Below are 23,468 nucleotides of genomic sequence, written 5' to 3'. Positions count from 1 at the left end.
ATGCGAGCGGTAGCCTTTGACATCTTCGGCGGCGAGCTGGACCTGCGCGAGCTCCCCGACCCCGCACCCGCGCCTCACGGGGCGGTGATCAGGGTCGAGGCGACGGGTCTGTGCCGCAGCGACTGGCACGGCTGGCAGGGCCACGACCCCGACATCACCGCGTTCCCGCACGTGCCGGGCCACGAGCTGGCGGGCGTGGTCGTCGCCACCGGCTCGCTCGTGCGCGGCTGGTCCGAGGGCGCCCGGGTGACCGTCCCGTTCATCTGCGCCTGCGGATCCTGTACGGCCTGCGCCACCGGAGACCACCAGGTGTGCGAGCGGCAGACCCAGCCCGGCTTCACCCACTGGGGATCCTTCGCCGAGTACGTGGCCGTCGACCACGCCGACGTCAACCTCATCGCGGTCCCCGAGGAGATGGACTTCACCACCGCCGCCGGTCTCGGCTGCCGCTTCGCCACCTCCTTCCGCGCGGTCACCCAGGTCGGCGACGTACGGCCCGGCGAGTGGGTGGCCGTGCACGGCTGCGGCGGCGTGGGCCTGTCCGCCATCATGATCGCCACCGCCGCGGGCGGCCGGGTCGTGGCCGTGGACATCAGCACCGACGCGCTCCACCTGGCCGAGCGGGCCGGCGCCACCCACTTCGTCAACGCCTCGGCCGGCGACGCCGCGGCCCAGGTCAGGGAGCTGACCAGGGGCGGCGCCCACGTCTCCATCGACGCCCTGGGCAGCCCCGCCACCTGCGCCGCCTCGGTCGAGTCGCTGCGCCGGCGCGGACGGCACGTGCAGATCGGGCTCCTGCCCGGCGCGGCGACGCCGATCCCGATGGGCCGCGTGATCGCCCACGAGCTGCGGCTGCTCGGCAGCCACGGCATGGCCGCCCACGCCTACCCGAGGATGCTGGAGCTGATCAGGGCCGGCATCCTGCACCCCGACCAGCTCGTCACCCGCACCATCGGCCTGGCCGACGAGGGCAAGGCGCTGGCCGCCATCGGCACGGTGCCCGGCGTCACCATGATCGTCCCCTAGACGCCGGGGGCGGGCCGATGCTCCGTCCGGCACCTGCGATAGCGTGATCTTGCCTGGCAGGCGAGACGGGCTCGCCCCCATGGAGTGTTAGACGGGGAGATCATCATGCGGATCGCAGTGGCTGGTGCGACCGGCAACATCGGCGGCCTCACCATCGACGTCCTCGAACGTGACGGCCACGAGGTCGTGGGCATCAGCCGTTCGCTGGGCGTTGACCTGTTCACCGGCAAGGGCCTCGACGAGGCGCTGGCCGGCGTCGAGGCGGTCGTCGACGCCACCAACGGCGACGACGTCGCCTTCTTCAGCACCACCACCGGCAACCTGCTGGCCGCCGAGCAGCGGGCCGGCGTACGCCACCACGTGCTGCTCTCGATCGCGGGCGCCGACCTGATCGACGGCAACGCCCACTACTCCGGCAAGCGCGAGCAGGAACGCCTCGTGTCGGCGGGCCCCGTGCCGTGGACCATCGTGCCGGCCACGCAGTTCCACGACTTCGCGGCGATGTCGGCGAGCTGGACCGAGCAGGACGGCGTCGCCACGGTCGCCCCGCTGCTCATGCAGCCGATCGCGCCCGCGGACGTGGCCGCCGTCCTGGCCGAGGTCGCCACCGGCGAGCCCCAGGGCCGCTATCCCGACATCGCGGGTCCCGAAACGCAGGACCTGGTCGACATGGCGCGGCGCACGTACGCGGCGCGTGGGCAGGAGATCGTGCTGGTGCCGACGTGGTCGGGCATCTTCGGCACGGACATGGCTGGCGAGGTGCTGCTGCCCGGCGCGGGCGCCCGGATCATGCCGACCACGTTCGACACGTGGCTGGCCGGACAGAACGCCTAACCCACCACACGCTTTCCAGACGGCCGCTTTCTGGTCGCCGCTATCGAGGTCGCCCCCTAAAGGTCGCCCTCTACAGACCGCCCTCTACAGGCTGCGCTTTCTAGGCTGCTGCTTCCGGGCGGGCGTGGGCGCGGGCGGCGGCCGTCTCGCGGCCGACGATCGCGGGCGCCTCGTGCACGAGTTCGTTGTTCGTGAGCGCGTCCACCATGAACAGGGCGAAGTCCACGCGCCGGGTGAGGTTGCCGGCCAGGATGGGGTCGCCCACGTGCCGGCTCCACACCGGCAGCCCCTGGCTCTCGCCCTCCTCCAGGTCGCTGCCGCGTACCACGGTCCAGCGGGTGTCGCTGGCGAAGATGCGGCGGCACGCCTCCACCTGGTCGTTCAGGTCCGCGAACCGGATGAGCCGGGCGACCACCCCGAACACCGCGGCGAACGCCCGCAGCCTCCAGGTGTAGACGTCCTTGCCGTCGCGGGTGATGTGCCACCCGCAGGAGAACACCAGGCGGGCCCCCGGCCGCGCGTGGTCCAGGATGGCCTGGGCGGTGCCGCTGGAGTAGTTGCGCACCCCCCACGGCACCAGCACCGCGAGCACCCCGTCGCACCCGGCGACGGCGCGTTCGATGACCCGCCGGTCGTTGGTGTCGCCCGGGACGATGGTGATGCGGTGCTTGACGGCGTCGAGCTTGTGGACGCTCTTCTTCCGGCAGACGCCGACGACCTCGTAGCCGCGGTCGAGCGCGTGCCGCACCATGTACCGCCCCAGCTTGCCCGAGGCGCCGACGATGCAGACCTTCATGAACGTTTCCCCCTGTCAGACGGTGATGACGACCTTGCCGCGGGCACGCAGGCTCTCGACGTACCGGATCGCCTCCGGAACCTCCGCCAGCGGATACACGCGGTCGATGACCGGCACGATCTCCTTGGCCGCGAGCAGATCGGCCAGGTGGTCCAGTGCCTGCTTGCCCGGCTGCCACGACACGCCGGTGATGCGCTGCCCGACGAACTTGGTCACGGCCATGCCCTTGACCACCTGCACCATGGGCCCGAGCAGCCGTCCGCCGCCCGAGGACAGCCCGCCGACGAGCGCGAGCGTGCCCTTCGGCATGAGCGCGCGCCTGAAGTCCTTGAGCGAACGGTTGCCGACCAGGTCGACCAGCAGGTCGTAGCGCTCGGCCGTCCGGGTGAAGTCCTCGCGGTTGTAGTCCACGACCTCGTCGGCGCCGAGCGAGCGGACCAGGTCGGCGTTGCGCGCGCCGCACACGCCGGTGACGTGCGCCCCCAGCGACTTGGCGATCTGGACGGTGAACGTGCCGATGCCCCCCGAGGCCCCGTTGACCAGCACCCGCTGCCCCGCCGCCAGCCCGTCGAGGGCCTTCAGCGCCGTCTGCCCCGCCATGGGGACCGCCGCCGCCTCCTCGAAGCTCACGCCCTCGGGCTTCGGGACGAGCGTCTCCTGCGGTACGGCTACCGCCTCGGCGAAGGCGCCCAGCCGTACACCGCCGAAGACCTCGTCGCCCACGGCGAGGCCGCGCACGTCGGCCCCCACCCGCTCGACGACCCCGGCCAGGTCGGCGCCGAGGATCGACCCCGGCTTGGGGCGCCGCAGCCCGGCGGACAGCCGCACGAGGTGCGGGTCCGAGCGCAGGTGGCGCCAGTCGTAGGGATTGACGGAGGCGGCCCGCACCCGGACCAGAACCTCGTGGCGCCCGGGCTCGGGCTCGTCGACCTCGCGCAGGGCCAGGACGTCCGGCGAGCCGTACCGCTCCCATGCCCAAGCCTTCATACGTCGTAAGGTTGCCATACGTCATAAGGTTGCCGTACGACGTAAGGATGTCAAGTCCCTACCTGAGACTGTTCTCAGCTGAGCCGGCGGCGCTCCAGTCCTTCGAGGATCAGATCGAGCGCGAACGCGAACTCCGTGGCGTCATCGCACCAGCTCAGCGTGGTGTCGGGGTCGTCGTGGGCGATCGCCGCCATCATCCCGGCCAGGTGGGGATATTTCATGGCCATCTGTTCCATGAGCGCCGCGTCCATCTCCTCGGACGGCTCTTCCGGCTCGAACAGCTCCTGCGCGAACCCCATCGCCCGGCTGCCCAGCGCGTGCAGCGCGTGGTGGGCCAGGTCGTAGGAGAACCCGCCCGCCCGCAGGATCGCCAGCACGCCCTCGTAGTAGGCGATCGCCGCCTCGCTGACCGACGTGCGCGTCTGGATCACGCTCGGCGTCCACTTGTGCCGCAGCAGCACCTCACGGGCGGCGAGAATCCGCCACCGCAGCGCCCCCTGCCAATCTTCGGCCGGATCCGGCCCCTGCCCGTCCTCGACCGCGGCCAGGATCTCGCCGATCACCATCTCGATGAGCCCGTCGAGGATCGCCTCCTTGTTGGCGACATGGTGGTAGAGCGACATCGGCTCCACCCCGAGTTCCTGGGCCACGCGGCGCATCGTGAGCGCGTCGATGCCGTCGCGATCGGCCACCTCGACGGCCGCACGCAGCACTCTCCTGCGGCTCAGGGGGACACGGGGCTGCTCGTCGGTTTCTTCGTCGATCCAGAGAGGCACTCAAGCACTTTATCCGTACAGCGTAAGGCCCGCTCCCGCGAGGGTCTCCCGGACAGGAGGCGCTCTCATGACCGCGCGTCGTCCCCGGGTGGGCGGCCCGGGGAGACCAGCCCGGTCTCGTACGCGAGCACGACCGCCTGCACGCGGTCACGCAGGCCGAGCTTGGACAGGATGCGCGCGACGTGCGTCTTCACGGTGGTCGCGCTGAGCGTCAGCCGTTCAGCCAGCTCGGCGTTGCTGAGGCCGGTGGCGAGCAGCCGCAGGACCTCCAGCTCGCGCGGCGTCAGGACGGACAGGTCGCGGTGCAGCGCCGCACGGGCCTCGTCGCGGCGGGCGAAGCGCTCCACCAGACGGCGGGTGATCGTGGGCGCGAGCAGCGCGTCGCCCGAGCGGACCAGGCGGACGGAGGCCACCAGGTGCTCCGGGGTGACGTCCTTGAGCAGGAAGCCGCTGGCCCCGGCGGTGAGCGCGGCGTACACGTAGTGGTCGAGGTCGTAGGTGGTCAGGATGAGGACGCGGGTGCCGTCGGCGGCGCCGTTCACGATCTGCCGGGTGGCCTCGATGCCGTCGGTGCCGGGCATCCGGATGTCCATGAGCACGACGTCGGGCCGGGTATGCCGGACCTCGGCGACGGCCTCCGCCCCGTCCGCCGCCTCACCCACCACCTCGATGCCGTCGGCCGTCAGAATCATCCTGAACCCGGTGCGCACCAGCGCCTGGTCGTCGGCGATGACCGCGCGCAACGGGGTCACGTCGCGGTCCGGGGGATGCGGGCGGTGAGCCGATACCCGTCCACCGTGCGTTCGGTCGTCAGGGTGCCGCCGTAGAGGGCGAGCCGCTCCCGCAACCCGATCAGCCCACGCCCCTGACCGTGGCCCGATCCTGTCGTCGGGGTGCCGCCGGTGTCGGTGATCTCGACCTCCAGGACGTCGTCCACGCGACCGACCGTGACGGTGGCCGTCCCGCCCTTCGCGTGCTTCATGGTGTTGGTCAGAGCCTCCTGTACGACCCGGTAGACCGCCAGGTCAACGCCCGGAGGCAGGGGTGGGAGGCCGGCCTCGATCCTGGCCTCGACCGGGAGCCCGGCTGCGCGTACCCGCTCGATGAGCCCGTCGAGCCGGTCGACACCCGGCTGCGGTTCAAGCCCACCGGACGGGCCGGCGAACTGTCCTCCGGGCTGACCGGGCTGACCGGGCTGACCGGCATGGCCTGGGTGGCCGGCATGGCCTGGGTGGCCGGCATGGCCTGGGTGGCCGAGATGATCGGAATTGCCGGGATGGCGAGACTGACCAGGGCGGCCGGGATGGTGAGGCCGGCTGGGATGGGCGTGGGGGTCGGCGGTGGGCTCGTCTGGGGTGAGCAGGCCCATCACGTTGCGCAGCTCGGCCATGGCGGCCCGGCCGCTGGCCTCGATCGCGACCAGGGCCTGTTTGGACTGCTCGGGATGCACGTCCATCACCTTGCGCGCGGCCCCGGCCTGGATCACCATCACGCTCACATTGTGGGTCACCACGTCGTGCAGTTCGGCGGCGATCCGGGAGCGTTCGGCCTGGACCGCCGCGCGGGCGGCCGTGTCCCTGTCGCGCCGCAGCTCGTCGAGGCGCTCGGCGTTGCGCTGCCAGAACCGCACGAACACCGCGAGCGCCCCCGCGCTCAACAGCACCACGTACGGCCCCAGCCAGCTCGGCAGGCTAGGCACGATGTCCGCCCCGGCCACACCGGCGAGCACCGCCGCCGCCAACAGCCCGACCCCCGCCGCTACCCGGTGACGGCTGTACTTGATCGCACTGTAGGCAGCGATGCCACAGCTCAGAACGGTAATCCAGGTCTCGCCTCCATCCATGGCCAGCGTCGCGAGCGCCACCGCCCAGAACACGGCCAACGGAAACCGGCGACGCAACGCCAGCGGCAACGTGCCAGCCACCACCAGCAACAGCGACGGCCCAGCCTCGGGAACCGGCACCACCACCTCCCCCGAAGGCACCACCGGAGCCGGTCCCCCAGACGGCAACACCCAGGCCGGCGCCACCCCGGACACCAGCGCCTCGGTCGGCAGACTCCCGGACGCCGAGACCGCAGGCACCGAGACAGGAGTAGGCAGGCTCGCGGACGCCGAGGCAGCAGTCGGCAGGGTCACGGCCTGCGGCCTCGCCGACGCCGAGGCAGGGCGCGGCGGGTTCACGGCCTGCGGGCGCGCGGACGCCGAGGCAGGGGTGGGCGGGTTCACGGCCTGCGGCCTCGCCGTCGGCAGGGCCGCGGGCGTCGAGGCTGGGGTGGGCGGGGCTGTGGTTCCTGGGCTCGCTGTCGGCGGGGCACCGGTTGGCGGGCCAGCGGTCGGTGGGGTTGCGGGTAGTGGGGGCGGGGTTGGAAGGGTGGGTGTCTGGGGTGGGAGCGTTGGGGGCGGTAGCTGGGGTGCGGGGGGCACGGTCTGGGGTGGGGGGTCGTGGCGGAGGCGGAGCAGGTCGGAGACCGGGTGGGGCACGGCGTGATCGTCGCTCTCGCGTAGGTTCGCCGTCACGAGCAACGCGACCACGGTCAGGACGACCGCCAGCACCACGTCGGCGACGACGGTGCCGCGGGACCAGGCGGCCGTGCTGCGGGACCAGGCGGCGGTGCCGCGGGACCATCTGCCGGGCGGTGACTCCGGGTGGAGCATGCCGCGCATGTGCTGCCACCACGCGCGCCCGCCATCCGCCGTCACCCGAACCACCGATCAGCTGCAATCATCTGCGCATTGTCGCGTTTGTCCACCAATGGCGCATCGTCCCGGATGACCGGGGCGGTGGTCCTTCGGAAGTACATCGCGAGGATGACCTTCCGGCCCGGTCGTCCCCGGGAGGTAGCCGAGATCGCCGTCGCGGCCGACGCGCACCACGATCTTCCGGCCCTAACGTCGTCCCCACCTCACACCACGAAACGGGGATATTTCATGTATCGCGTTGTATTGGGCGGTTTGCTGGCCATCACCAGCCTCATTCCCGCCCCAGCCGAGGCGGCCACAAGCGCGCTTGTCGCGGGCAAACCGGTCGTAGCCAACCAGCCGCCGCGGGTACTCGGAGCGGCCGCGCCTCGGGGGCTCGGAGCTGCCGGGACGTCGCGGCCCGCCAAGGCGCCGTACCTGCCGAAGCCGACCGGATCCCGGCCCGTCGGCGCGGTCCAGCTCCACCTCAAGGACACCTCCCGCCCCGACCCCTGGGTCCCCTCCGTCAAGATGCGGGAGCTCATGGTCACCGTCTGGTACCCGGCCAAGGCGCCTGGGCGGCGGCGGGCGCCGTACATGACGGCGAAGGAGTCGGAGCTGCTCCTCAAGGACGGCGAGGTCACCGGCGTGCCGCCCGGCATCCTCGCCACCACCCGCACCCACGCCTTCACCGACGCCCGCCCCCACGGCAAGCGGCGCAGTCTGCCGCTCGTGGTGCTCTCCCCCGGGTTCAAGAAGCCCCGCGCCACGCTGACCGCCCTCGCCGAGGACCTCGCCAGCCGCGGCTACGTGGTGGCCGGCATCGACCACACCTACGAGAGCGTCGCCACGGCCTTCCCCGGCGGCCGGGTCACCACCTGCGTGCCCTGCGAAGGCCCGCAGACCCCCGCGACCTCCACCAAGGCGGCCAAGGGGCGGGCGGCCGACGTGGCGTTCGTGATCGACCGGCTGACCGGTGAGCGGGCCGCGTGGAAGGGGGCCGGGCTGGTCGATCGGGGCAGGATCGCCATGGCCGGGCACTCCCTGGGTGGCGCGAGCAGCCTGGCCGCGATGGTCAAGGACGTCCGGATCCGTGCCGGGATCGACATCGACGGCACCGTTCCCGACGGCGTGCTGGACAGTGATCTCGGACGGCCGTTCATGTTCCTCGGCAAGCCGTCGACCTACACCCCGGGATCCGGCGACCCGGCCGCCGCCACCTGGGAGGCCGCGTGGAAGCGCCTGACCGGCTGGAAGCGGTGGCTGCTGATGACCGGCGCGGCGCACGAGACGTTCAACGACCTCGGGCCGCTGGCCCAGCAGCTCGGGCTCGGCGCCGGCTCCCAGGTGCCGGGACCGCGCGCCTGGGAGCTCACCCGCCTCTACGTCGGCGCCTTCCTTGACCTGCACCTGCGGAACAAGCCGCGGCCCATGCTCGACCGGCCGTCACACCCGGAGATCGTTCACGGCCGGATGTAGGCGAGCAGGCGCTCCAGCGGCCAGGTGTTGACCACGTCGTCGGTCGTCAGCCAGGCGCGCTGGGCGATGCCGATGCCGAAGCGCTGGTGCTTCAGATGGGGTACGGCATGCGAGTCGCTGTCGATGGAGAACTTCACCCCGTGGTGCCTGGCCAGGCGTACCAGGTCGGAGGGCAGGTCGCTGCGGTCGGGGTAGGCGTCGATCTCCATGACCGTGCCGGTGCGGGCGGCGGCGGCGAACACGGCGTCCCAGTCGGCCTCGACCGGCTGCCGCTTGCCGATCTTGCGGGTGGTCGGGTGGCCGATGACGTCCACGTACGGGTTCTCGCAGGCGGCGATGAACCGCCGGGTCATCTCCTCGCGCGACTGCGTGAAGTGGGAGTGGACCGAGGCCACGCAGACGTCGAACCCGGCCAGAACGTCCTCGGGCCAGTCGACCGAGCCGTCGGGTGCGATGTTGAGCTCGCTGCCGTGGAGCAGCCGCATGTCCGGATAGGACTCCTGCAGCTTCCTGATCCGCTCGCGCTGCTCCAGCGCCTTCTCCAGCGTCATCCGCTGCATGACCAGGTCGGGGGCGTGGTCGGTGACGGCGTAGTAGGAGTAGCCGAGGGCGTGGGCGGCGGCGACCATCTCCTCCAGCGTGGCGATGCCGTCGGTCAGGTCGGTGTGGGTGTGCAGGTCGCCCTTCAGGTCGGACAGCTCGACCAGGACCGGGAGCTCGCCCTTGAGGGCCAGCTTGACCTCGCCGCCGTCCTCGCGCATGGGCGGCGGCACGAACTGCATGCCGAGCGCGGCGTAGATGTCCTCCTCCGTGGCCGCGGCCAGCACCCGCTCGCCCTCGAACAGCCCGTACTCCGACAGCTTCCAGCCCTTCTTCACCGCGATCTCGCGGATCGTGACGTTGTGCTCCTTGGAGCCGGTGAAGTACTGCATCGCGGCGCCCCACGACTCCTCGGGCACCACGCGCAGGTCCACCTGGACGCCCGCGGTGGTGCGGATCGAGGTCTTCTTGTCGCCCGCCGCGATGACCTCCGCCACGTACGGCTGTGCCCGGAACCGCTCCATGATCTCGACCGGCGCCACGGCGAGGATGTCGATGTCGCCGATCGTGTCCTTCATCCGGCGCAGCGATCCGGCGTAGCCGATGCGCGTGGCCAGGTCGGACAGCGACGCGATCACCTGCTCGGCCAGCGACATCGCGGTGCCGACGTGCACCCGCCTGCCCGCCTGCTCCATCTGCTCGATGCCCTTGGCCAGATTGGCCAGCGTCTTGGGCCCGAGCCCCTTGACCCCGTCGAGGCGGCCGGCGGCGATCGCCTCGGCCAGCGCGGCCGGCGAGTCGATGCCGAAGTCCTCGAACAGCATGATGGCGGTCTTCGGCCCCAAGGTGGGCACGCCCGTCAGCCGCCGCACGCCGTCGGGCACCTTCTCGCGCAGGGCGTCGAGCTGCCGGAAGCTGCCGCGCTGCAGGAACTCCTCGATCTTCAGCGCGATCGCCTCGCCCACGCCCGGCACCTCGCGGACGTCGACCTGCGAGATGTCCTCGGGGAAGCCGGCGATCGCCTTGACCGCCTTCTGGTAGCTGCGCACCCGGAAGGCGTCGCCGCCGGTCAGCGCGAACAGCTCTGCGTACTCCTGAAGGGCGGCCGCCGCCTGCTCATTTGCCCGTGCCATGTGCACAGCTTAGGAGGTGGGGGCGACAATTCCGCTCGCGCATGTCACGCTCGACCATGCGCAGAACCACCCTGTTAGCCCTGTTATCGATCCTCCTCCTCCCAGCCGGTACGGCTGCCGCCGCCCCCACCCCCACCCCGTCCCCGGCGGTCAGGGACTTCGGCAACGGCCCCGAGCGCAACGAGGAAGCCTCCCTGGTCGAGGAGTCGGCTGCGGCGCTGAAGGCCCAGGCGGCCGCGCCGTACTATCACGACAAGACCAGGGGCTACCCCCGCAAGACCCAGCTCCCCCTCCCGCCCGAGAACCCCGCGGACGCCTCGATCAAGCTGGGCCTGATCCCGCACCACGCGATCGCGGCGAAGCTGAACGCGCTGCAGGCGCTCGGCGACCGCGTCAGCGCCGAGGTGCTCGGCCGCTCGGCGGGCGGGCGCGACCTCTACCTCGTGACCGTCACCGCGCCGGAGAGCGCCGCCGAGGTCCGCGAGCAGGAGCGCCTCCGCCAGCAGATCGAATCAGGGAGAAAGATCCCGAAGATCGCGAAAAATCGGTATAAAACGCCGATCTTCGTCAACGGCAACATCCACGGCAACGAGTGGGAGGGCACCGACGCCTCTCTGAGGGTCATCGAGGAACTGGCCACCAGCCCGCAGGCCGCCACCCTCCTCAAGCGCACCCGCCTCTACTTCAACATCACGGCCAACCCCGACGGCAGGGTCCTCGGCCAGCGCCCCAACAGCAACGGCTTCGACCTCAACCGCGACATGATCACCGCCTCCCAGCCCGAGGCCAGGGCCATGCGGCAGGTCATGATCGACACGCAGCCGGTCGCCATGCTCGACCTGCACGGCTACGTCAACGGCACGCTGATCGAGCCGACCACCCCGCCCCACGGCGCCAACTACGAGTACGACCTGTTCATCACCAACACCTACGCCAACGGCCTCGGCATGGAGACGGCGGTCAACGGCCTGGGCTACACGCCGGACAAGGACGGCGTCTTCCCGGTCCAGATCCCCTTCCGCGACTCCGAGGAGGGCTGGGACGACTGGCCGCCGATCTTCACCCCGCAGTACGCGCCCTTCCACGGCGCCGTCGCCGCGCACACGATCGAGATCCCGCTGCGCGTCAACGGCTCCGACTACACCAACCTGCCGGTCGAGGAGCTGCGCCGCCGTTCCCGGATCAACACCGACGTGGCCGCCGCCGCCGTGCGCGCCACCTACGGCCACGTCCTGGCCAACCGCGACAAGCTGGTCGACGACCAGACCGAGGTCTTCCGGCGCGGCGCGGCGGGCGAGCCCGCCAGAACGGTCCCGCTGGGCATCGTGCCGGGCTTCGGCCCCGAGGACGTGTACACGACGACCTACCCGGGCGGCTACGTGATCCCCGCGGGCACCCCCGCGGCGGCCAGGCTGGTGGACCACCTGCTCGCCAACGACGTGCGGGTGGAGCGGGCGATCCTGCCCTTCCGCGCGGGCGGCCGCTTCTACCCGCCGGGCACGTACGTGGTCGACATGCGCCAGCCCAAGCGCGGCCTGGCCAACGTGATGCTGGAGCCGGGCGCGGACATCAGCCCGCGCGTGGACGCCATGTACGACATCTCCGGCTGGAGCCACGCCCTGCTGTGGGGCGCGGAGGTCACCTCCGTGCGCGACCTGCGGGTGTTCGCCGAACCCGTCCGCTCCGCCGCGCCGACCGGCCACGTGCCGCACGGCGACGGCGCGCTCGCGCTCAAGGTCGCCGACGGCCGCGACGCGCAGGCGCTCAACGCGCTGCTGTCGCGCGGCGTCGAGGTCACCTGGTCGGGCGACACCGCGACGCTGCCCCGCTCGGCGCGCGCCGCCGCCCGCGAGGTGGCCGAGCGCTACGGCGTGCGCTTCTCCCGGGCCGGTACGGCAGGCGGCGCCAAGCTCGCCCCGGTCAGGATCGCCGCGGCGGCCTCGGCCGACGAGCTGTTCACGCTGCGCGAGATGGGCTTCTCCGTCACGCCGGTCTCCACGGCCCTGGCCAACGCCGGGTTCGACTGGAACCAGGCGGACGTCCTGTTCGTCTCCAGCGGCCTGTCCTACGCCGCGCTCAACCCGGCGGCCAAGGCCGCGCTGGACGCCTTCCTGGCCAAGGGCGGCGTCGTCACCCGCGGCGGCACCGGCGCGACCTTCAACACCGCCGCCGGGCTCCTGACCGTCACCCCGGTCGCCGGGCGCGGCGACGCCAACGGCGTGGTCAGGATGACCTCGGGCGAGCACGGGTTCGTGTACTCGCCGCGCTGGTTCACCGGCCTCGGTCCCGAGGTGCGGGCCGAGCAATCCTACGACGCGTTCGTGTCCGGGCACTGGCGGCCGAACCAGGACGGCTCGGGCGGCCAGGACGCCGCCAAGGGCCAGGCCGCGGTGGTCAGCGGCCAGGACGAGCGCGGGGCGCGCGTGGTGATGTTCGGCACCGAGCCGATGTTCCGCAACCACCCGAAGGGGCTGTTCGCGCAGGTCGCGCGGGCTCTGTACAGCACGTCCCGGTGAGGTGACGCGTGGGCCGGGCGGCGGCCCGGCCCACGCGGTCAGATGCGCACCTCGCGAGCGGTGTACGCCTCGCTCAGGAACTCCGTCTCCTTCTCGGTCAGCTCCACCCCGACGGCCGCCGCCGCGTCGTCGACGTGCCGCTCCTTGGTGGCGCCGACGATCGGCGCGGTCACCCCGGGCCGCCCCAGCAGCCAGGCCAGCGCCACCTGCGCCGCCGGGAGCTCGCGTTCCCTCGCCACCTGGGCCACCCGCTCCAGGACCACCCGGTCGTTGTCCGGCTCGTACAGGAAGTCGATGCGCTCGTCGGAGCCCTGCCTGGTGGTCTGCTGCGCCGTACCGGCCCTGGCCAGGACGCCGCGGGCCAGCGGGCTCCACGGGATGACGCCCACGCCCTGGTCGGCGCAGAGCGGCAGCATCTCCCGCTCCTCCTCGCGGTAGAGCAGGTTGTAGTGGTTCTGCATGGACACGAACTTCGTCCACCCGTTGACCTCGGCCACGTGCTGGGCCTTGGCGAACTGCCACGCCCACATGGAGGAGGCGCCGATGTAGCGGACCTTGCCGGAGCGCACGACATCGTGCAGGGCCAGCATGGTCTCCTCGATCGGGGTCTCGTCGTCCCAGCGGTGGATCTGGTAGAGGTCCACGTAGTCGGTGCCGAGCCGTTCCAGGGAGGCGTCGATCGCGGCCATGATGTGCTTGCGCCCCAGGCCGCGGTCGTTGCGCGCCCTCCCCATGGGGAAGTAGACCTTGGTGGCCAGGACGTAGTCCTCGCGGCGCGCGAAGATGCGGCGCAGCACGTTGCCGGTGATCACCTCGCTGGCGCCCGCGCTGTAGACGTCGGCGGTGTCGAAGAAGTTCACGCCCGCGTCGGCGGCGCGCCGGACGAGCGGTTCGGCCTGTTCCTCCGGCAGCGTCCATTCCATCTTGCCGGGATCGCCGTAGCTCATCATGCCGAGGCAGATGCGCGAGACCTGAAGGCCGGTATTACCAAGGCGCGAATAATCCATGTACGTCAGCTTATGGTGGTGCATTGACTGAGGCCCCTGGCCGGGGGTACGACCTGGAGATGGTGACACCCCGCAGGATGCTGGTCCGCATCCTCTACGGCTCCCGCTACGACCGCCTGCCGCACGGCCAGCGGGCCTACGTGCGACCGGGCGAGCGGGTGATCCGGGAGGCGCAGTGGCGGCTGAGGCTGCGCCGCGCGCCGGTGACCACGCTGCCCGACTACGCCGGGTCGGTGCCGCTCGGCGAGATCGAGGAGTTCCTGGCCTGCACGCTGTGCGGGGAGGAGCGCCAGCAGCCGCTGTTCGAGCCGACCGGCGGCAAGGGCTGGCGCTACCGGGTGGTGCGCTGCCCCGCCTGCGGCTTCCTCTACCGCAACCCGAACGTGCGCCCCGAGCACCTCGGCGACCTGTACGCCGGCTCCTACAGCACCTTCCTCACCGGGAAGTACGCCGCCCAGCGCACCCGCCGCTACGAGCTGACCATGAAGGCGTTCTCCCCCGTCCTCGACGACGGCGCCGGCCGCAGGCTGCTCGACTTCGGCTGCGGCGCCGGGCTCTTCCTGGGCCTGGCCGAGGAGCGCGGCTTCGACGCGGTCGGCGTGGACCTCTCGCCCGACTCCGTGGAGCGGGCCAACGCCACGCTCCGCACCGCCCGCGCCTACCTGGGCGACCCGGACGACGTGCCGGAGATCGCCGCGGGCGGGTTCGACGTCATCACGCTCTGGTCGGTGCTGGCCCACCTGCCGCGCCCGCTGGCGGACTTCGCGCGTTTCCGCAGGCTGCTGGCCCCGGGCGGCGTCCTGCTGATCCTGACCGTCAACGCCAACTCGCTGCTGCTCAAGGCGTACGGCTCGCGCTGGAGCGGCTTCACCAAGAACCACCTGATGTTCTACTCCTCGGCCACGCTGCCGGTGCTGCTGCGCCGTACCGGATTCGCGGGGGTGGCCTTCGCGCCCCACTTCGGCGACTCGATCGAGGCCGGGACCACGCGGCTGCCCGCGAAGCTGCGCAGGAGGCTGGTCGCGCGGATCCGCGCGACCGACGGCGGGAACATGATGCGCGCGCTCGCCTTCGCCGACCAGGAGGCGCTGGAGCGCTGGGGCGCCGAGCAGAAGGCGCGCGAACTGTGAGAGGCCCCCTTCCCTGGCGGGAAGGGGGCCGTGGGCGAGACGGGTTACAGGCCCGGCTCGGGCGAGCGCGGGAAGCCGGTGCCGGGCGGCGGCTGGTCACCCGGGTACGGCGTGCCGGGAGTGCCCGGAGTGCCGTGCGTGCCCGGCGTGCCGGGGGTGCCGTGCGTGCCGGGAGTACCGGGAGTACCGGGAGTACCGGGAGTACCGGGGGTGCCGTGCGTGCCGGGAGTGCCGGGGACGTGCGGGGTTCCCGGAGTGGGCGGAGTGCCGGGGTCGTGCGGGTTGCCCGGGGTGCGCGGGACGTCGGTGCCGTGCGGGGGCGGCACGTCGCCGCGCCATCCGCCGGTCTCGCCGCCGCGCGACTCGATGTAGTCCTTGAAGCGCCGCATGTCGCCCTGCACGCGCAGGCGCACGAGCTGCAGCCAGTCGCCCGCGGTCTCGACGAAGCCCTCCGGGTCGTACTCCATCTGGAGCGTGACCCTGGTCGTGGTGTCGTCGAGCCGGTGGAAGGTGACGACGCCCGCCTGGTGCGGCCGGTCGACCGAGCGCCAGGCGACGCGCTCGTCCGGGTGCTGCTCGGTGATCTCGGTCTCGAACTCCCGCTTGACTCCGGCGATCTCCGCCAGCCACGCGTTGCGCGTGTCGGTGAGCTGCTTGACCGACTCCACTCCCTCCATGAATTCGGGGAACGTCTCGAACTGCGTCCACTGGTTGTAGGCCACCCTGACGGGGACCCTGACGTCTACGGAGTACTCGATGCTGCTCATGGGCCCGCCTCTGCCCTTGCCCGGCGGGCCCTAACGTCTCAGGCGGTGACGGCGAACAGGGCGACGGTGGTGCAACTGCCGCCGATGTTGAGGGTCAGGGCGGTGCGTGCGCCCTCCACCTGGCACTCCCCCGCCGTGCCCGACACCTGCCTGGCGGCGTCGTACAGCATCCGCACCCCGGTGGCGCCCACGGGATGTCCGAGCCCGATGAGCCCGCCCGACGGGTTGACCGGCAGCGATCCGCCGAACTCGATCTCCCCGGACTCCACGGCCCGCCACGACTCGCCCGGCGGCGTGAGCCCGAGATGGTCGAGCGCCACGTACTCGGTGATCGTGAAGCAGTCGTGCGTCTCGATGACGTCCACGTCGCCGGGGCCGCTCAGCCCGGCCCGCTCGTAGGTGTCGAGCGCGGCGCGCCGCAGGTGCGGGAAGAGGTACGGCCCGCGCGTGGCCAGCTTGTCCTTGAGCAGCATCGGGGCGGTCCGGTGTCCCCAGCCGGAGATGGCGGGGCCGGGCCTGCCGTACCGGTCAGAGGCCAGGACGACGGCGGCGGCGCCGTCGGTGATGCGGCCGCAGTCGTACTTGCGCAGCCGTCCCTCGACCGGCGGGTTGAGCGCGTCGTCGGCGCCGAAGCAGCCGTCGGGGAAGGTCCAGGAACGGGTCTGGGCGAGCGGGTTGCGCAGGGCGTTGCCGTGGTTGATCTCGGCGATGCGGGCCAGGTGCTCGTGGGCGAGCCCGTGGCGGGCGTCGACCGCGTCGGCGATCTCGGCGAACAGCGCGGGCCAGGGGAAGTCCGCCCCCTGCGCCTCGCGGCCCGCCCAGGCCGCGCAACCGAGGTGCTGGGCGGCCTCCTTGGCGCCGACGTTGCGCATGAGCTCGACGCCGGCGACCAGCGCCACGTCGTAGCGGCCCGCCTCCAGGTCGGCCATCGCGGCCAGCACCGCCATGGAGCCGGACGCGCACGCGGCCTCGTGACGGGAGGCGGGCAGCATGGACCACGCCGGATCCATGGCGGCGACCATGCCGCCGAGGTGGGCCTGGCCCGCGAACAGCTCCCCGGCCAGGTTCCCGACGTGCGCGACCTGCACGTCCTGCGCCGGGACGCCCGCCGACTCCAGCGCGCCGAGGCACGCCTCCCGCAGCATGTCGTACAGGCTCGCGCCGGTGCGGGCGAAGTCGGTCTGGTGGCCGCCGAGGACGCGGATCACAGCTTCAGCTCCCTCTTGAGGATCTTGCCGACGGGGTTCCTGGGCAACGCCTCGACGATCTCCAGCCGCTCGGGCAGCTTGTAGGAGGCGATGCCCTTGCCGCGCAGGAATCCGACCACGGACTCCAGCGAGATCTCGCCCTTGGGGACGACGACCGCGCAGACCTTCTCCCCGAGCACGTCGTCGGGATACCCGGCCACCGCCGCCTCGGCCACCGAGGGGTGCCCGGACAGCAGCGCCTCCAGCTCGGCCGGGGCGATGTTCATGCCGCCGCGGATGATGAGGTCCTTGGCGCGGTCGACGTAGCGCAGGTACTGGCCGTGCTCGCCGGCGATCTCGAACAGGTCGCCGGTCCTGAGATAACCCTCCTCGTCGAACGGCTCCGCCGCCGCGGTGCCCGGCAGGTAGCCGGCGAAGACGGTGGGGCCGCTGAGCCGCAGCTCGCCCGGCACCCCCGGCTCGGTGATCTCCTGGCCGTCGGGGGTGACGAGCCTGGTGGCGACCCGGTCCAGCAGCGCGGGGGCGCCCGGCGCGCCCGGACGGGGGAAGTAGCGGGCCCGGGTCTCCGGGTCGGGCATGTGGGCGGGGTCCGACAGCAGCGCGACGCCCTCGTTGGAGCCGAAGAAGTTGATGATCGCGATGCCGTGCCGGTCCTGCCAGCCGCGGACCATCGGCGGCGGCAGCGGCGCCGAGCCGGAGCCGATCCTGGTCAGCGAGGAGATGTCGGCCTTGGCCAGGATCGCGTCCTGATGCAGCAGCAGGGTGAGCAGCGCGGGCGGGGCGAGGGTGTAGGTGACGCGTTCCGCGGCGATCTGGGTCAGGTACGTGGGCAGGTCGAAGGGGTGGTGCTGGACCAGCACGGCGCCGACGCGCAGCCAGGGCAGGAAGACGCCGCCGATCCCGGCCATGTTGACCATGGGGAACGGGTTGAGGATCACGTCGCCGGCGGTGAGGGCGGGCGCGGCCGTACAGACGGACTCGACCGCGAGCCAGTCGTAGTGGCAGCGCGGCACGCCCTTGGGCGTGGCCTCGGTGCCGGAGGTCCAGCAGATCGTCACGCGCTCGGCGGGGTCGGCCACGCGGGGCGGCGGCCCGGGAGCGTGCACCGCGTCGAGGTCGGCGGGCCACGCCAGCGTGGGGGTGCCCTCGGGGGCCCGGGACTCGCGGCCGGTGACCAGCAGGGACGCGCCGGACAGCGGGAGGAGCTGGGCCAGCTCGTAGGCGCGGTACTGGACGGGGAACGGCGTGACGGCCGCGCCCAGCCTCACCACGGCGAGGAAGGTCACCGCCAGCTCGACGCTGTTGGGCAACTGGACGGCCACCACGTCGCCGGGGCCGATGCCGCGGGCGTGCAGGACGCCGGCGACGCGGTCCACCTCCGCGCCGAGCTCCGCCCAGGTCAGCCGCTTGACCGGGCCGTCGAGGTGGGTGGCCTTGTCGAGCGGGTCCACGATCGCGAGCGCGCCGGGGCGGTCCGTCACGTGGGCGCGCAGGAGCTGGTCGATGGTGTCGTGGGTCCACCAGCCCGCGGCGACGTAGCGGGCGATCCGGTCGGCGGAATGCGTCATCGCGACTCCCAGGGGGTGTGATGGCCGCAACACTACGAAAGCAGAAGTCAGCTCGTCAACGGTCCGGATATTGACGGCTGACTTCGTCTATCGTAGCTTCCAACCATGGCCGAAACTGTCGTGATCACGGACGAGTCGGGCGAGCGGAACCCGTACCTGCTGGGCGTATACGCGCCGGTCCAGGAGGAGCTCACCAGCGGCGAGCTGACGGTGATCGGGCGCATCCCCGCCGACCTCAACGGCGTCTACCTCCGCAACGGGCCCAACGCCCGCTTCCCGGCGAAGGGCCGCTACCACTGGTTCGACGGGGACGGCATGGTGCACGCCGTGCACTTCGAGAACGGCCGCGCCCGCTACCGCAACCGGTGGATCCGCACCCGCGCCTTCGAGGCCGAGTCCGCCGCCGGGCGGGCTCTCTGGACCGGCGTGATGGAGAACCCGAAGGGCAACCCGTTCGGGAACGCGCGCGGGCTGCCGTTCAAGGACACGGCCAACACCGACCTGATCTTCCACCGGGGGCGGGTGCTGTCCTCGTGGTATCTGTGCGGCTCGCCGTACGGGATGGATCCGCTGTCGCTGGAGACGCTGGGGGCCGAGACCTTCCTCGACACGCTCAACGGCGACTTCATGGCACATCCCAAGGTGGACGAGCGGACCGGGGAGCTGTTCTGGTTCGACTACGGGCCGCGGCCGCCGTACCTGCGCTATGGGGTGGTCGGCGCGTCGGGGCGGGTCGAGCACTGCGTGGAGCTGGACCTGCCGGGGGCGCGGCTGCCGCACGACATGGCCATCACCCAGAACCACGCGATCCTCATGGACCTGCCGCTCTACCAGGACCCCGACGCCGCGCGGCAGGGCCGCTACAAGCTCACCTTCGACCGCGGGCTGCCCTCCCGCTTCGGGGTCATCCCGCGCCGGGGGCAGGCGCATGAGATCCGCTGGTTCGAGGCGAAACCCTGCTACATCTACCACGTCGTCAACGCCTGGGAGGACGGCGGGGAGATCGTCATGGACGTGTGCCGGGTCTCGCGGCCCGCGCCCTCGGGCAACGGCTCCGCGCTGTCGCGGATGATCTCCTATCTCAAGCTCGACGCGCGCATGTACCGCTACCGCTTCGACCTGCGCACCGGCGCCACCAGCGAGCAGTACGTGGACGCCGACCACAACACCGAGTTCCCCTCGATCGACGCGCGCGCCACCGGGCGGCCCTCCCGCTACGCCTACAACGTCTCCGTGGCCGACGCCGAGACCAACCTGTTCGACGGCCTGGTCCGCTACGACAACCGCACCGGCGGCAAGGAGACCTACACCTACGGCCCCGGCCTCTACGGCAGCGAGGCCCCCTTCGCCCCGCGCGACGGCTCGACCGGCGAGGACGACGGCTACCTGGTCACCTTCGTCACCGACGAGCGGGAGAACCGCTCCGAGGTGCAGGTCCTGGCCGCCTCGCGCATCTCCGAGGGGCCGCTCGCCCGCGTGCTGCTGCCGCGGCGGGTGCCGCTGGGCTTCCACGCCACCTGGGTGCGGGCGGACCAGCTCCGATGAACGTCTACGTCTACGACTGCGTCAGGACCCCGCGCGGCAAGGCCCGCCCGGGCGGCGGACTGGCCGGTGTCACCCCGCTGGCCATGCTCGAAGGGCTGCTCGGCGCGCTCGGGGAGCGTACCGGGATCACCGGGGCCGACGACCTCGTCGTCGGCTGCGCCACCCAGAACGCCGAGCAGGGCGGCAACCTCGCCCGCACCGCCGCCCTGACCACCGGCTTCGACGCGCCGGGCATGACGCTCAACCGGTACTGCACCTCCGGCATCGACGCCGTGCGCAGCGCCGCCGCCCTCATCGGGTCGGGCGGCGCGGACGTGGTCGTCGCGGGCGGGGTCGAGTCGGTCTCGCGGGTGCCGATGTTCTCCGACCGCGGGCCGCTGTGGTCGCTGCCGGTCGGCTCGCTGCACATGGGCGTGGCGGCCGACGTGGTCGCCACCCTGGAGGGCTTCTCGCGCGAGGAGCTCGACCGGTACGGCCTGCGCACCCAGACCCTGGCCGCCCGCGCATGGGCGGCGGGCCGCCACGACCGCTTCCTGGTCCCGGTCAACGACCTCGGCCATGACGAGCACGTACGGCCCGGCCTCACCCTGGACACCCTGTCCGCGCTCGAACCCGCCTTCGCCGCCTCCCCCGACCAGGACGCCGTCGTCCTGAGGCACCTGCCAGAGCTCGGCCGGATCCGCCACGAGCACACCAGGGGCACCTCGCCCAGCCTGTGCGACGCCGCCGGGCTCGTCCTGCTCGGCCGCGATCTGGACCTGGAACCGCTGGCCAGGGTGGCGGGCGGCGCCACCGCGACGGCCGACCCGGTCACGATGCTCACCGCCGGGCAGGCGGCGGTCGAGAAGGTCCTGGCCCAGGCCGGGCTGAGCGCCGACGACGTGGAGGTGTTCGAGTTCGCCGAGGCGTTCGCCGCGCTGTGCCTGAAGTTCCAGCGCGACCTCAAGGTCGGCGACGACCGGTTCAACGTCAACGGCGGCACCATCGCCATGGGCCACGCCTTCGGCGCCACCGGGGCGCTGCTGGTGGCCGCCTGCGTCGCCGAGTTGCACCGGCGGGGCGCCCGCTACGGCGTGGCCGCGGTCAGCGGGGCCGCGGGGTCGGGGTCGGCCGTGCTGCTGGAGCGGGTATGAGACTCGACGTCTCGCTCGGGCTGTGGCAGGACCGGCCGGCCGAGGAGGCGCTGGCGACCGCGCGGGCGGCCGACGCGCTCGGGTACCCGTCGCTGTGGGTCGGGGAGATGGCCACCTACGACGCGTTCGCGCTGGCCACCGCCGTGGGGCTGGCGACCGAGCGGATCGGGCTGACGGTCGGGCCGCTGGCGGTGACCGTACGCGACCCGATGACGATCGCCGTGGGCGCCGCCTCCGTGGCCGCGCTCTCCGGCCGGCGGGTGGACGTCGCCGTGGGCACCTCCAGCCCGCTGGTCGTCGAGGGCTGGCACGGACGCTCGCGGGCCCGCTCGGCCGGCGCGCTGCGTGAGGCGGTGGCCGCGCTGCGCCCGCTGCTGGACGGCGAGCGGTCGGCGTTCACCGGCGAGTCCGTGGCCAGCAACGGCTACCGGCTGCGGCTGCCCGCGCCCCGCTCCCGGCTGACGGTGGCGGCGTTCGGGCCGTCGGCGGTGCGCACGGCCGCCGGGGCCGACCGGATGGTGCTCAACCTGGTCACCCCCGCGTCGGCCGGACGGCTGGCCGCCCAGGTGCGGGCGCTGAACCCCGAGGTCACCGTGGCCGCCTGGGTGAGCGCGGCCGTGGACCCCGACCGCGAGGCCGTGGACCGCGTGCGCCGCGCCGTCGTCGGCTACCTGCCCGCGCCCGGCTACGGCGAGATGTTCGCCGAGGCCGGGTTCGCGGACGTGGTCGCCTACGCGCGCACCGGGCCGCACCCGCGCGACCTGCTGGCCGCTGTGCCGGACGAGCTGGTCGCCTCGGTGGCGCTGCTCGGCGACGCGGGCACGGTCAGGGCGGGGCTGTCGGCCTACGCCGAGGCGGGGGTGGACGAGGTCGCGCTGGTGCCGGTCAGCACCGGGCGCGATCCCGCCGGCGCCACCACCCTGAAGGCCCTGGCCCCCCGCTGACCTCGCCTGCCGGACTCGGCCGGCCGACCTCAGCTCGCCGGGTCGCCCTGCCTCCGGTCGTCGTCCGTCCCTTCCGGCGCCGGACCCGCCGATCCTTCCGGCCTTTCCGGCCTTTCCGGCCCTTGAGGGCCTGCCGCTCCTTCCGGTCCTTCTGGTACGGCGCGGCGGCGCGAGCCCGCGAACCACATGCCCCCACCCAGCACGACCAGCACGGCGGCGACCACCCAGATCCAGCCCGGCAGCCCCTGGCTCTCCTGGGAGGCGGCCGCCGCCTGCCCGGGATCGGCGGGCGGCGCCGGGGCGGCGGACGTGGCCTCAGTGGCGCTCCCGGTGGGGCTCTCGGTGGCGCTTATGGAGGTGCTCTCGGACGGGGTCGGGTCGGGTGTGGGTGAGGTGGGCGGGGCGGTCACGGTGAAGGGGATCTCCCCCTGGATCGGGTGGCCGTCGGAGGAGACCACCCGCCAGCCGATCACGTAGCGCCCGGCGGCCAGCGCCTCGGGCACCTCGGTGGTGACGATCTTCCCGTCGGCGACGGGCTTGCCCAGCGGGACGGGCTTGTCGCCGCCGTCCCGCAGCACCACGACCGGCATGCGGACCCGGGCGGTGAACTCCAGCTCGATCTCCTCAAGCGCCTTCACCTTGGCGTTCTTGTCCGGCGAGCTCGACTTGAGCGCGTCGTGGGCGAGGGCGGCGGTAGGCAGGAACAGGACAACGAGACCGCAGATCACCGCGGTCAGGGTGGAACGTGGCAGCTTCGCCATCGTGGGAACTCCATGGAAACGACCCGGCTCCGCGACGGGCCGGGGGACACCGGATGGACGCCTGTGCGCCGGCGCAGGTCAGCCGGCGCGCGAGGGCCGCGGGGGTCCGCGCCGGTGCACCACCGCCGCGAGCTCGCGCCGCCCGCGGGGCTCCGGTTCGCCTTCCGGTACGGCCGGCCGTACCGGAGAGGGCATGGGCGCCGGGACGGCGGCCAGCAACCGCGGCGGGCGCGGCGGCGCGCACGCCCAGAGGCGCAGAAGGGTCCAGACGGCGCTCTCACCGCGGTGCAGCCACCAGCCGGTCAGCAGCGCGACCGTGAAGTGGGCCACGACCATGCCGGCCCGCGGATGCCCGTGGTCGGGCATGACGACGTGCGCGGACGCCTGCGCGAACAGCAGGTGCAGCAGCATCTGCGTGCCCGCGGTGGCGGCCAGGACGCCTTCGCGGGTGCGCTCGCGCCCGCCGAGCGCGAGGGCGAGCGCCAGGGAGGCGGCGGCGCCGAGCGCGAGCGCCCAGGGCGCGATGGCGCCGCCTCCGGCCAGCAGGTGTCCTCCCGCGGAGACCACCACGCACGCCGTGCCGAAGACGGCGGCGCGGATCAGGCGCAGGCTCGGATCCCGAGGGGACACATGTTCCA

20 protein-coding genes are annotated in these 23,468 nt (G+C 72.5%); 8 read left to right on the top strand and 12 right to left on the bottom strand.

Features of this window, described 5'->3' with window-relative positions:
- Together ACIBEJ_RS13695 and ACIBEJ_RS13690 are read left to right on the top strand one after the other, a co-directional pair.
- Entirely contained in the window at positions 1 to 1,026 is a 1,026-nt protein-coding gene (locus ACIBEJ_RS13695) for a zinc-dependent alcohol dehydrogenase family protein (RefSeq protein WP_397183002.1), read from the top strand.
- Positions 1,027 to 1,131: 105 nt separating this feature from the next.
- A complete protein-coding gene (locus ACIBEJ_RS13690) occupies positions 1,132 to 1,860 on the top strand; it encodes an SDR family oxidoreductase (RefSeq protein WP_397183001.1) in 729 nt (242 codons plus the stop codon).
- A 100-nt stretch (positions 1,861 to 1,960) separates the two neighbouring features.
- On the opposite strand, the gene ACIBEJ_RS13685 is transcribed toward ACIBEJ_RS13690, so the two are convergent.
- The 5 genes from ACIBEJ_RS13685 to ACIBEJ_RS13665 all read right to left on the bottom strand — a co-directional run bounded on the left by ACIBEJ_RS13685 (position 1,961) and on the right by ACIBEJ_RS13665 (position 6,382).
- Positions 1,961 to 2,656, bottom strand: a complete 696-nt coding sequence (locus ACIBEJ_RS13685) for an NAD(P)-dependent oxidoreductase (protein ID WP_397183000.1) — start codon at positions 2,654 to 2,656, stop codon at positions 1,961 to 1,963.
- A 15-nt stretch (positions 2,657 to 2,671) separates the two neighbouring features.
- Complete coding sequence (locus ACIBEJ_RS13680; protein WP_397182999.1) at positions 2,672 to 3,643, bottom strand: NAD(P)-dependent alcohol dehydrogenase; 972 nt, start codon at positions 3,641 to 3,643, stop codon at positions 2,672 to 2,674.
- Between the two features lie 74 nt (positions 3,644 to 3,717).
- Positions 3,718 to 4,419 carry a TetR/AcrR family transcriptional regulator C-terminal domain-containing protein gene (locus ACIBEJ_RS13675; RefSeq protein WP_397182998.1) on the bottom strand — a complete coding sequence of 234 codons (702 nt, stop codon included), beginning with the start codon at positions 4,417 to 4,419 and terminating at the stop codon, positions 3,718 to 3,720.
- Positions 4,420 to 4,484: 65 nt separating this feature from the next.
- The gene (locus tag ACIBEJ_RS13670; protein ID WP_397182997.1) at positions 4,485 to 5,171 is read right to left on the bottom strand and encodes a response regulator; all 687 of its coding nucleotides are present in this window, start codon (positions 5,169 to 5,171) and stop codon (positions 4,485 to 4,487) included.
- Positions 5,168 to 6,382, bottom strand: a complete 1,215-nt coding sequence (locus tag ACIBEJ_RS13665; RefSeq protein WP_397182996.1) for a sensor histidine kinase — start codon at positions 6,380 to 6,382, stop codon at positions 5,168 to 5,170. The genes ACIBEJ_RS13670 and ACIBEJ_RS13665 overlap by 4 nt, the downstream gene beginning before the upstream one ends.
- Positions 6,383 to 7,348: 966 nt before the next feature.
- Here ACIBEJ_RS13665 and ACIBEJ_RS13660 point away from each other — a divergent pair.
- Positions 7,349 to 8,578, top strand: coding sequence for an alpha/beta hydrolase family protein (locus ACIBEJ_RS13660; RefSeq protein ID WP_397182995.1), 1,230 nt, complete (start codon positions 7,349 to 7,351; stop codon positions 8,576 to 8,578).
- On the opposite strand, the gene polX is transcribed toward ACIBEJ_RS13660, so the two are convergent.
- Positions 8,563 to 10,251, bottom strand: a complete 1,689-nt coding sequence (polX, locus tag ACIBEJ_RS13655) for a DNA polymerase/3'-5' exonuclease PolX (RefSeq protein WP_397182994.1) — start codon at positions 10,249 to 10,251, stop codon at positions 8,563 to 8,565. The genes ACIBEJ_RS13660 and polX overlap by 16 nt on opposite strands.
- 56 nt (positions 10,252 to 10,307) lie before the next feature.
- On the opposite strand from polX, the gene ACIBEJ_RS13650 reads away from it, so the two are divergent.
- Entirely contained in the window at positions 10,308 to 12,767 is a 2,460-nt protein-coding gene (locus tag ACIBEJ_RS13650; RefSeq protein ID WP_397182993.1) for a M14 family zinc carboxypeptidase, read from the top strand.
- Between the two features lie 38 nt (positions 12,768 to 12,805).
- Here ACIBEJ_RS13650 and ACIBEJ_RS13645 read toward each other — a convergent pair whose 3' ends face one another.
- Positions 12,806 to 13,774, bottom strand: coding sequence for an aldo/keto reductase (locus ACIBEJ_RS13645; RefSeq protein ID WP_397182992.1), 969 nt, complete (start codon positions 13,772 to 13,774; stop codon positions 12,806 to 12,808).
- 23 nt (positions 13,775 to 13,797) lie between these two features.
- On the opposite strand from ACIBEJ_RS13645, the gene ACIBEJ_RS13640 reads away from it, so the two are divergent.
- Positions 13,798 to 14,904 carry a class I SAM-dependent methyltransferase gene (locus tag ACIBEJ_RS13640; protein ID WP_397182991.1) on the top strand — a complete coding sequence of 369 codons (1,107 nt, stop codon included), beginning with the start codon at positions 13,798 to 13,800 and terminating at the stop codon, positions 14,902 to 14,904.
- Positions 14,905 to 14,948: 44 nt separating this feature from the next.
- Here ACIBEJ_RS13640 and ACIBEJ_RS13635 read toward each other — a convergent pair whose 3' ends face one another.
- Genes ACIBEJ_RS13635 through ACIBEJ_RS13625 form a run of 3 tightly spaced genes read right to left on the bottom strand, consistent with a single transcriptional unit; the run spans position 14,949 to position 18,447 of the window.
- Complete coding sequence (locus tag ACIBEJ_RS13635) at positions 14,949 to 15,671, bottom strand: SRPBCC family protein (protein ID WP_397182990.1); 723 nt, start codon at positions 15,669 to 15,671, stop codon at positions 14,949 to 14,951.
- A gap of 38 nt (positions 15,672 to 15,709) precedes the next feature.
- Complete coding sequence (locus ACIBEJ_RS13630) at positions 15,710 to 16,879, bottom strand: acetyl-CoA acetyltransferase (protein ID WP_397182989.1); 1,170 nt, start codon at positions 16,877 to 16,879, stop codon at positions 15,710 to 15,712.
- Positions 16,876 to 18,447: a class I adenylate-forming enzyme family protein gene (locus ACIBEJ_RS13625; protein ID WP_397182988.1), complete on the bottom strand. Its 1,572-nt coding sequence runs from the start codon at positions 18,445 to 18,447 to the stop codon at positions 16,876 to 16,878. The genes ACIBEJ_RS13630 and ACIBEJ_RS13625 overlap by 4 nt, the downstream gene beginning before the upstream one ends.
- A 105-nt stretch (positions 18,448 to 18,552) precedes the next feature.
- On the opposite strand from ACIBEJ_RS13625, the gene ACIBEJ_RS13620 reads away from it, so the two are divergent.
- The 3 genes from ACIBEJ_RS13620 to ACIBEJ_RS13610 are packed head-to-tail and all read left to right on the top strand — an operon-like array spanning position 18,553 to position 22,069.
- Positions 18,553 to 19,992: a carotenoid oxygenase family protein gene (locus ACIBEJ_RS13620; protein WP_397182987.1), complete on the top strand. Its 1,440-nt coding sequence runs from the start codon at positions 18,553 to 18,555 to the stop codon at positions 19,990 to 19,992.
- Positions 19,989 to 21,125 carry an acetyl-CoA C-acyltransferase gene (locus tag ACIBEJ_RS13615; RefSeq protein ID WP_397182986.1) on the top strand — a complete coding sequence of 379 codons (1,137 nt, stop codon included), beginning with the start codon at positions 19,989 to 19,991 and terminating at the stop codon, positions 21,123 to 21,125. The genes ACIBEJ_RS13620 and ACIBEJ_RS13615 overlap by 4 nt, the downstream gene beginning before the upstream one ends.
- On the top strand, positions 21,122 to 22,069 hold the full coding sequence (locus tag ACIBEJ_RS13610) for an LLM class F420-dependent oxidoreductase (RefSeq protein ID WP_397182985.1): 948 nt from the start codon (positions 21,122 to 21,124) through the stop codon (positions 22,067 to 22,069). Before ACIBEJ_RS13615 ends, ACIBEJ_RS13610 begins: the two co-directional genes overlap by 4 nt.
- Before the next feature lie 29 nt (positions 22,070 to 22,098).
- On the opposite strand, the gene ACIBEJ_RS13605 is transcribed toward ACIBEJ_RS13610, so the two are convergent.
- Positions 22,099 to 22,830, bottom strand: a complete 732-nt coding sequence (locus ACIBEJ_RS13605; RefSeq protein WP_397182984.1) for a copper resistance protein CopC — start codon at positions 22,828 to 22,830, stop codon at positions 22,099 to 22,101.
- Between the two features lie 78 nt (positions 22,831 to 22,908).
- Complete coding sequence (locus ACIBEJ_RS13600; protein WP_397182983.1) at positions 22,909 to 23,460, bottom strand: MFS transporter; 552 nt, start codon at positions 23,458 to 23,460, stop codon at positions 22,909 to 22,911.
- Between the last annotated feature and the right edge of the window lie 8 nt (positions 23,461 to 23,468).

This window comes from Nonomuraea sp. NPDC050790 (assembly GCF_044456745.1).
In the GTDB taxonomy this organism is placed as follows: Bacteria; Actinomycetota; Actinomycetes; order Streptosporangiales; family Streptosporangiaceae; genus Nonomuraea.
The sequence above is the reverse complement of the archived record's forward strand: the minus strand, read 5'-3'. Positions and strand labels throughout refer to the sequence as shown.

What these genes read in the sequence shown, in the direction of transcription:
- ACIBEJ_RS13685 (WP_397183000.1), bottom strand. Translation starts at nt 2,656, where the DNA reads ATGAAGGTCTGCATCGTCGGCGCCTCGGGCAAGCTGGGGCGGTACATG.
- ACIBEJ_RS13650 (WP_397182993.1), top strand. Translation starts at nt 10,308, where the DNA reads ATGCGCAGAACCACCCTGTTAGCCCTGTTATCGATCCTCCTCCTCCCA.
- ACIBEJ_RS13695 (WP_397183002.1), top strand. Translation starts at nt 1, where the DNA reads ATGCGAGCGGTAGCCTTTGACATCTTCGGCGGCGAGCTGGACCTGCGC.
- polX (WP_397182994.1), bottom strand. Translation starts at nt 10,251, where the DNA reads ATGGCACGGGCAAATGAGCAGGCGGCGGCCGCCCTTCAGGAGTACGCA.
- ACIBEJ_RS13615 (WP_397182986.1), top strand. Translation starts at nt 19,989, where the DNA reads ATGAACGTCTACGTCTACGACTGCGTCAGGACCCCGCGCGGCAAGGCC.
- ACIBEJ_RS13605 (WP_397182984.1), bottom strand. Translation starts at nt 22,830, where the DNA reads ATGGCGAAGCTGCCACGTTCCACCCTGACCGCGGTGATCTGCGGTCTC.
- ACIBEJ_RS13635 (WP_397182990.1), bottom strand. Translation starts at nt 15,671, where the DNA reads ATGAGCAGCATCGAGTACTCCGTAGACGTCAGGGTCCCCGTCAGGGTG.
- ACIBEJ_RS13645 (WP_397182992.1), bottom strand. Translation starts at nt 13,774, where the DNA reads ATGGATTATTCGCGCCTTGGTAATACCGGCCTTCAGGTCTCGCGCATC.
- ACIBEJ_RS13620 (WP_397182987.1), top strand. Translation starts at nt 18,553, where the DNA reads ATGGCCGAAACTGTCGTGATCACGGACGAGTCGGGCGAGCGGAACCCG.
- ACIBEJ_RS13690 (WP_397183001.1), top strand. Translation starts at nt 1,132, where the DNA reads ATGCGGATCGCAGTGGCTGGTGCGACCGGCAACATCGGCGGCCTCACC.
- ACIBEJ_RS13625 (WP_397182988.1), bottom strand. Translation starts at nt 18,447, where the DNA reads ATGACGCATTCCGCCGACCGGATCGCCCGCTACGTCGCCGCGGGCTGG.
- ACIBEJ_RS13680 (WP_397182999.1), bottom strand. Translation starts at nt 3,643, where the DNA reads ATGAAGGCTTGGGCATGGGAGCGGTACGGCTCGCCGGACGTCCTGGCC.
- ACIBEJ_RS13660 (WP_397182995.1), top strand. Translation starts at nt 7,349, where the DNA reads ATGTATCGCGTTGTATTGGGCGGTTTGCTGGCCATCACCAGCCTCATT.
- ACIBEJ_RS13610 (WP_397182985.1), top strand. Translation starts at nt 21,122, where the DNA reads ATGAGACTCGACGTCTCGCTCGGGCTGTGGCAGGACCGGCCGGCCGAG.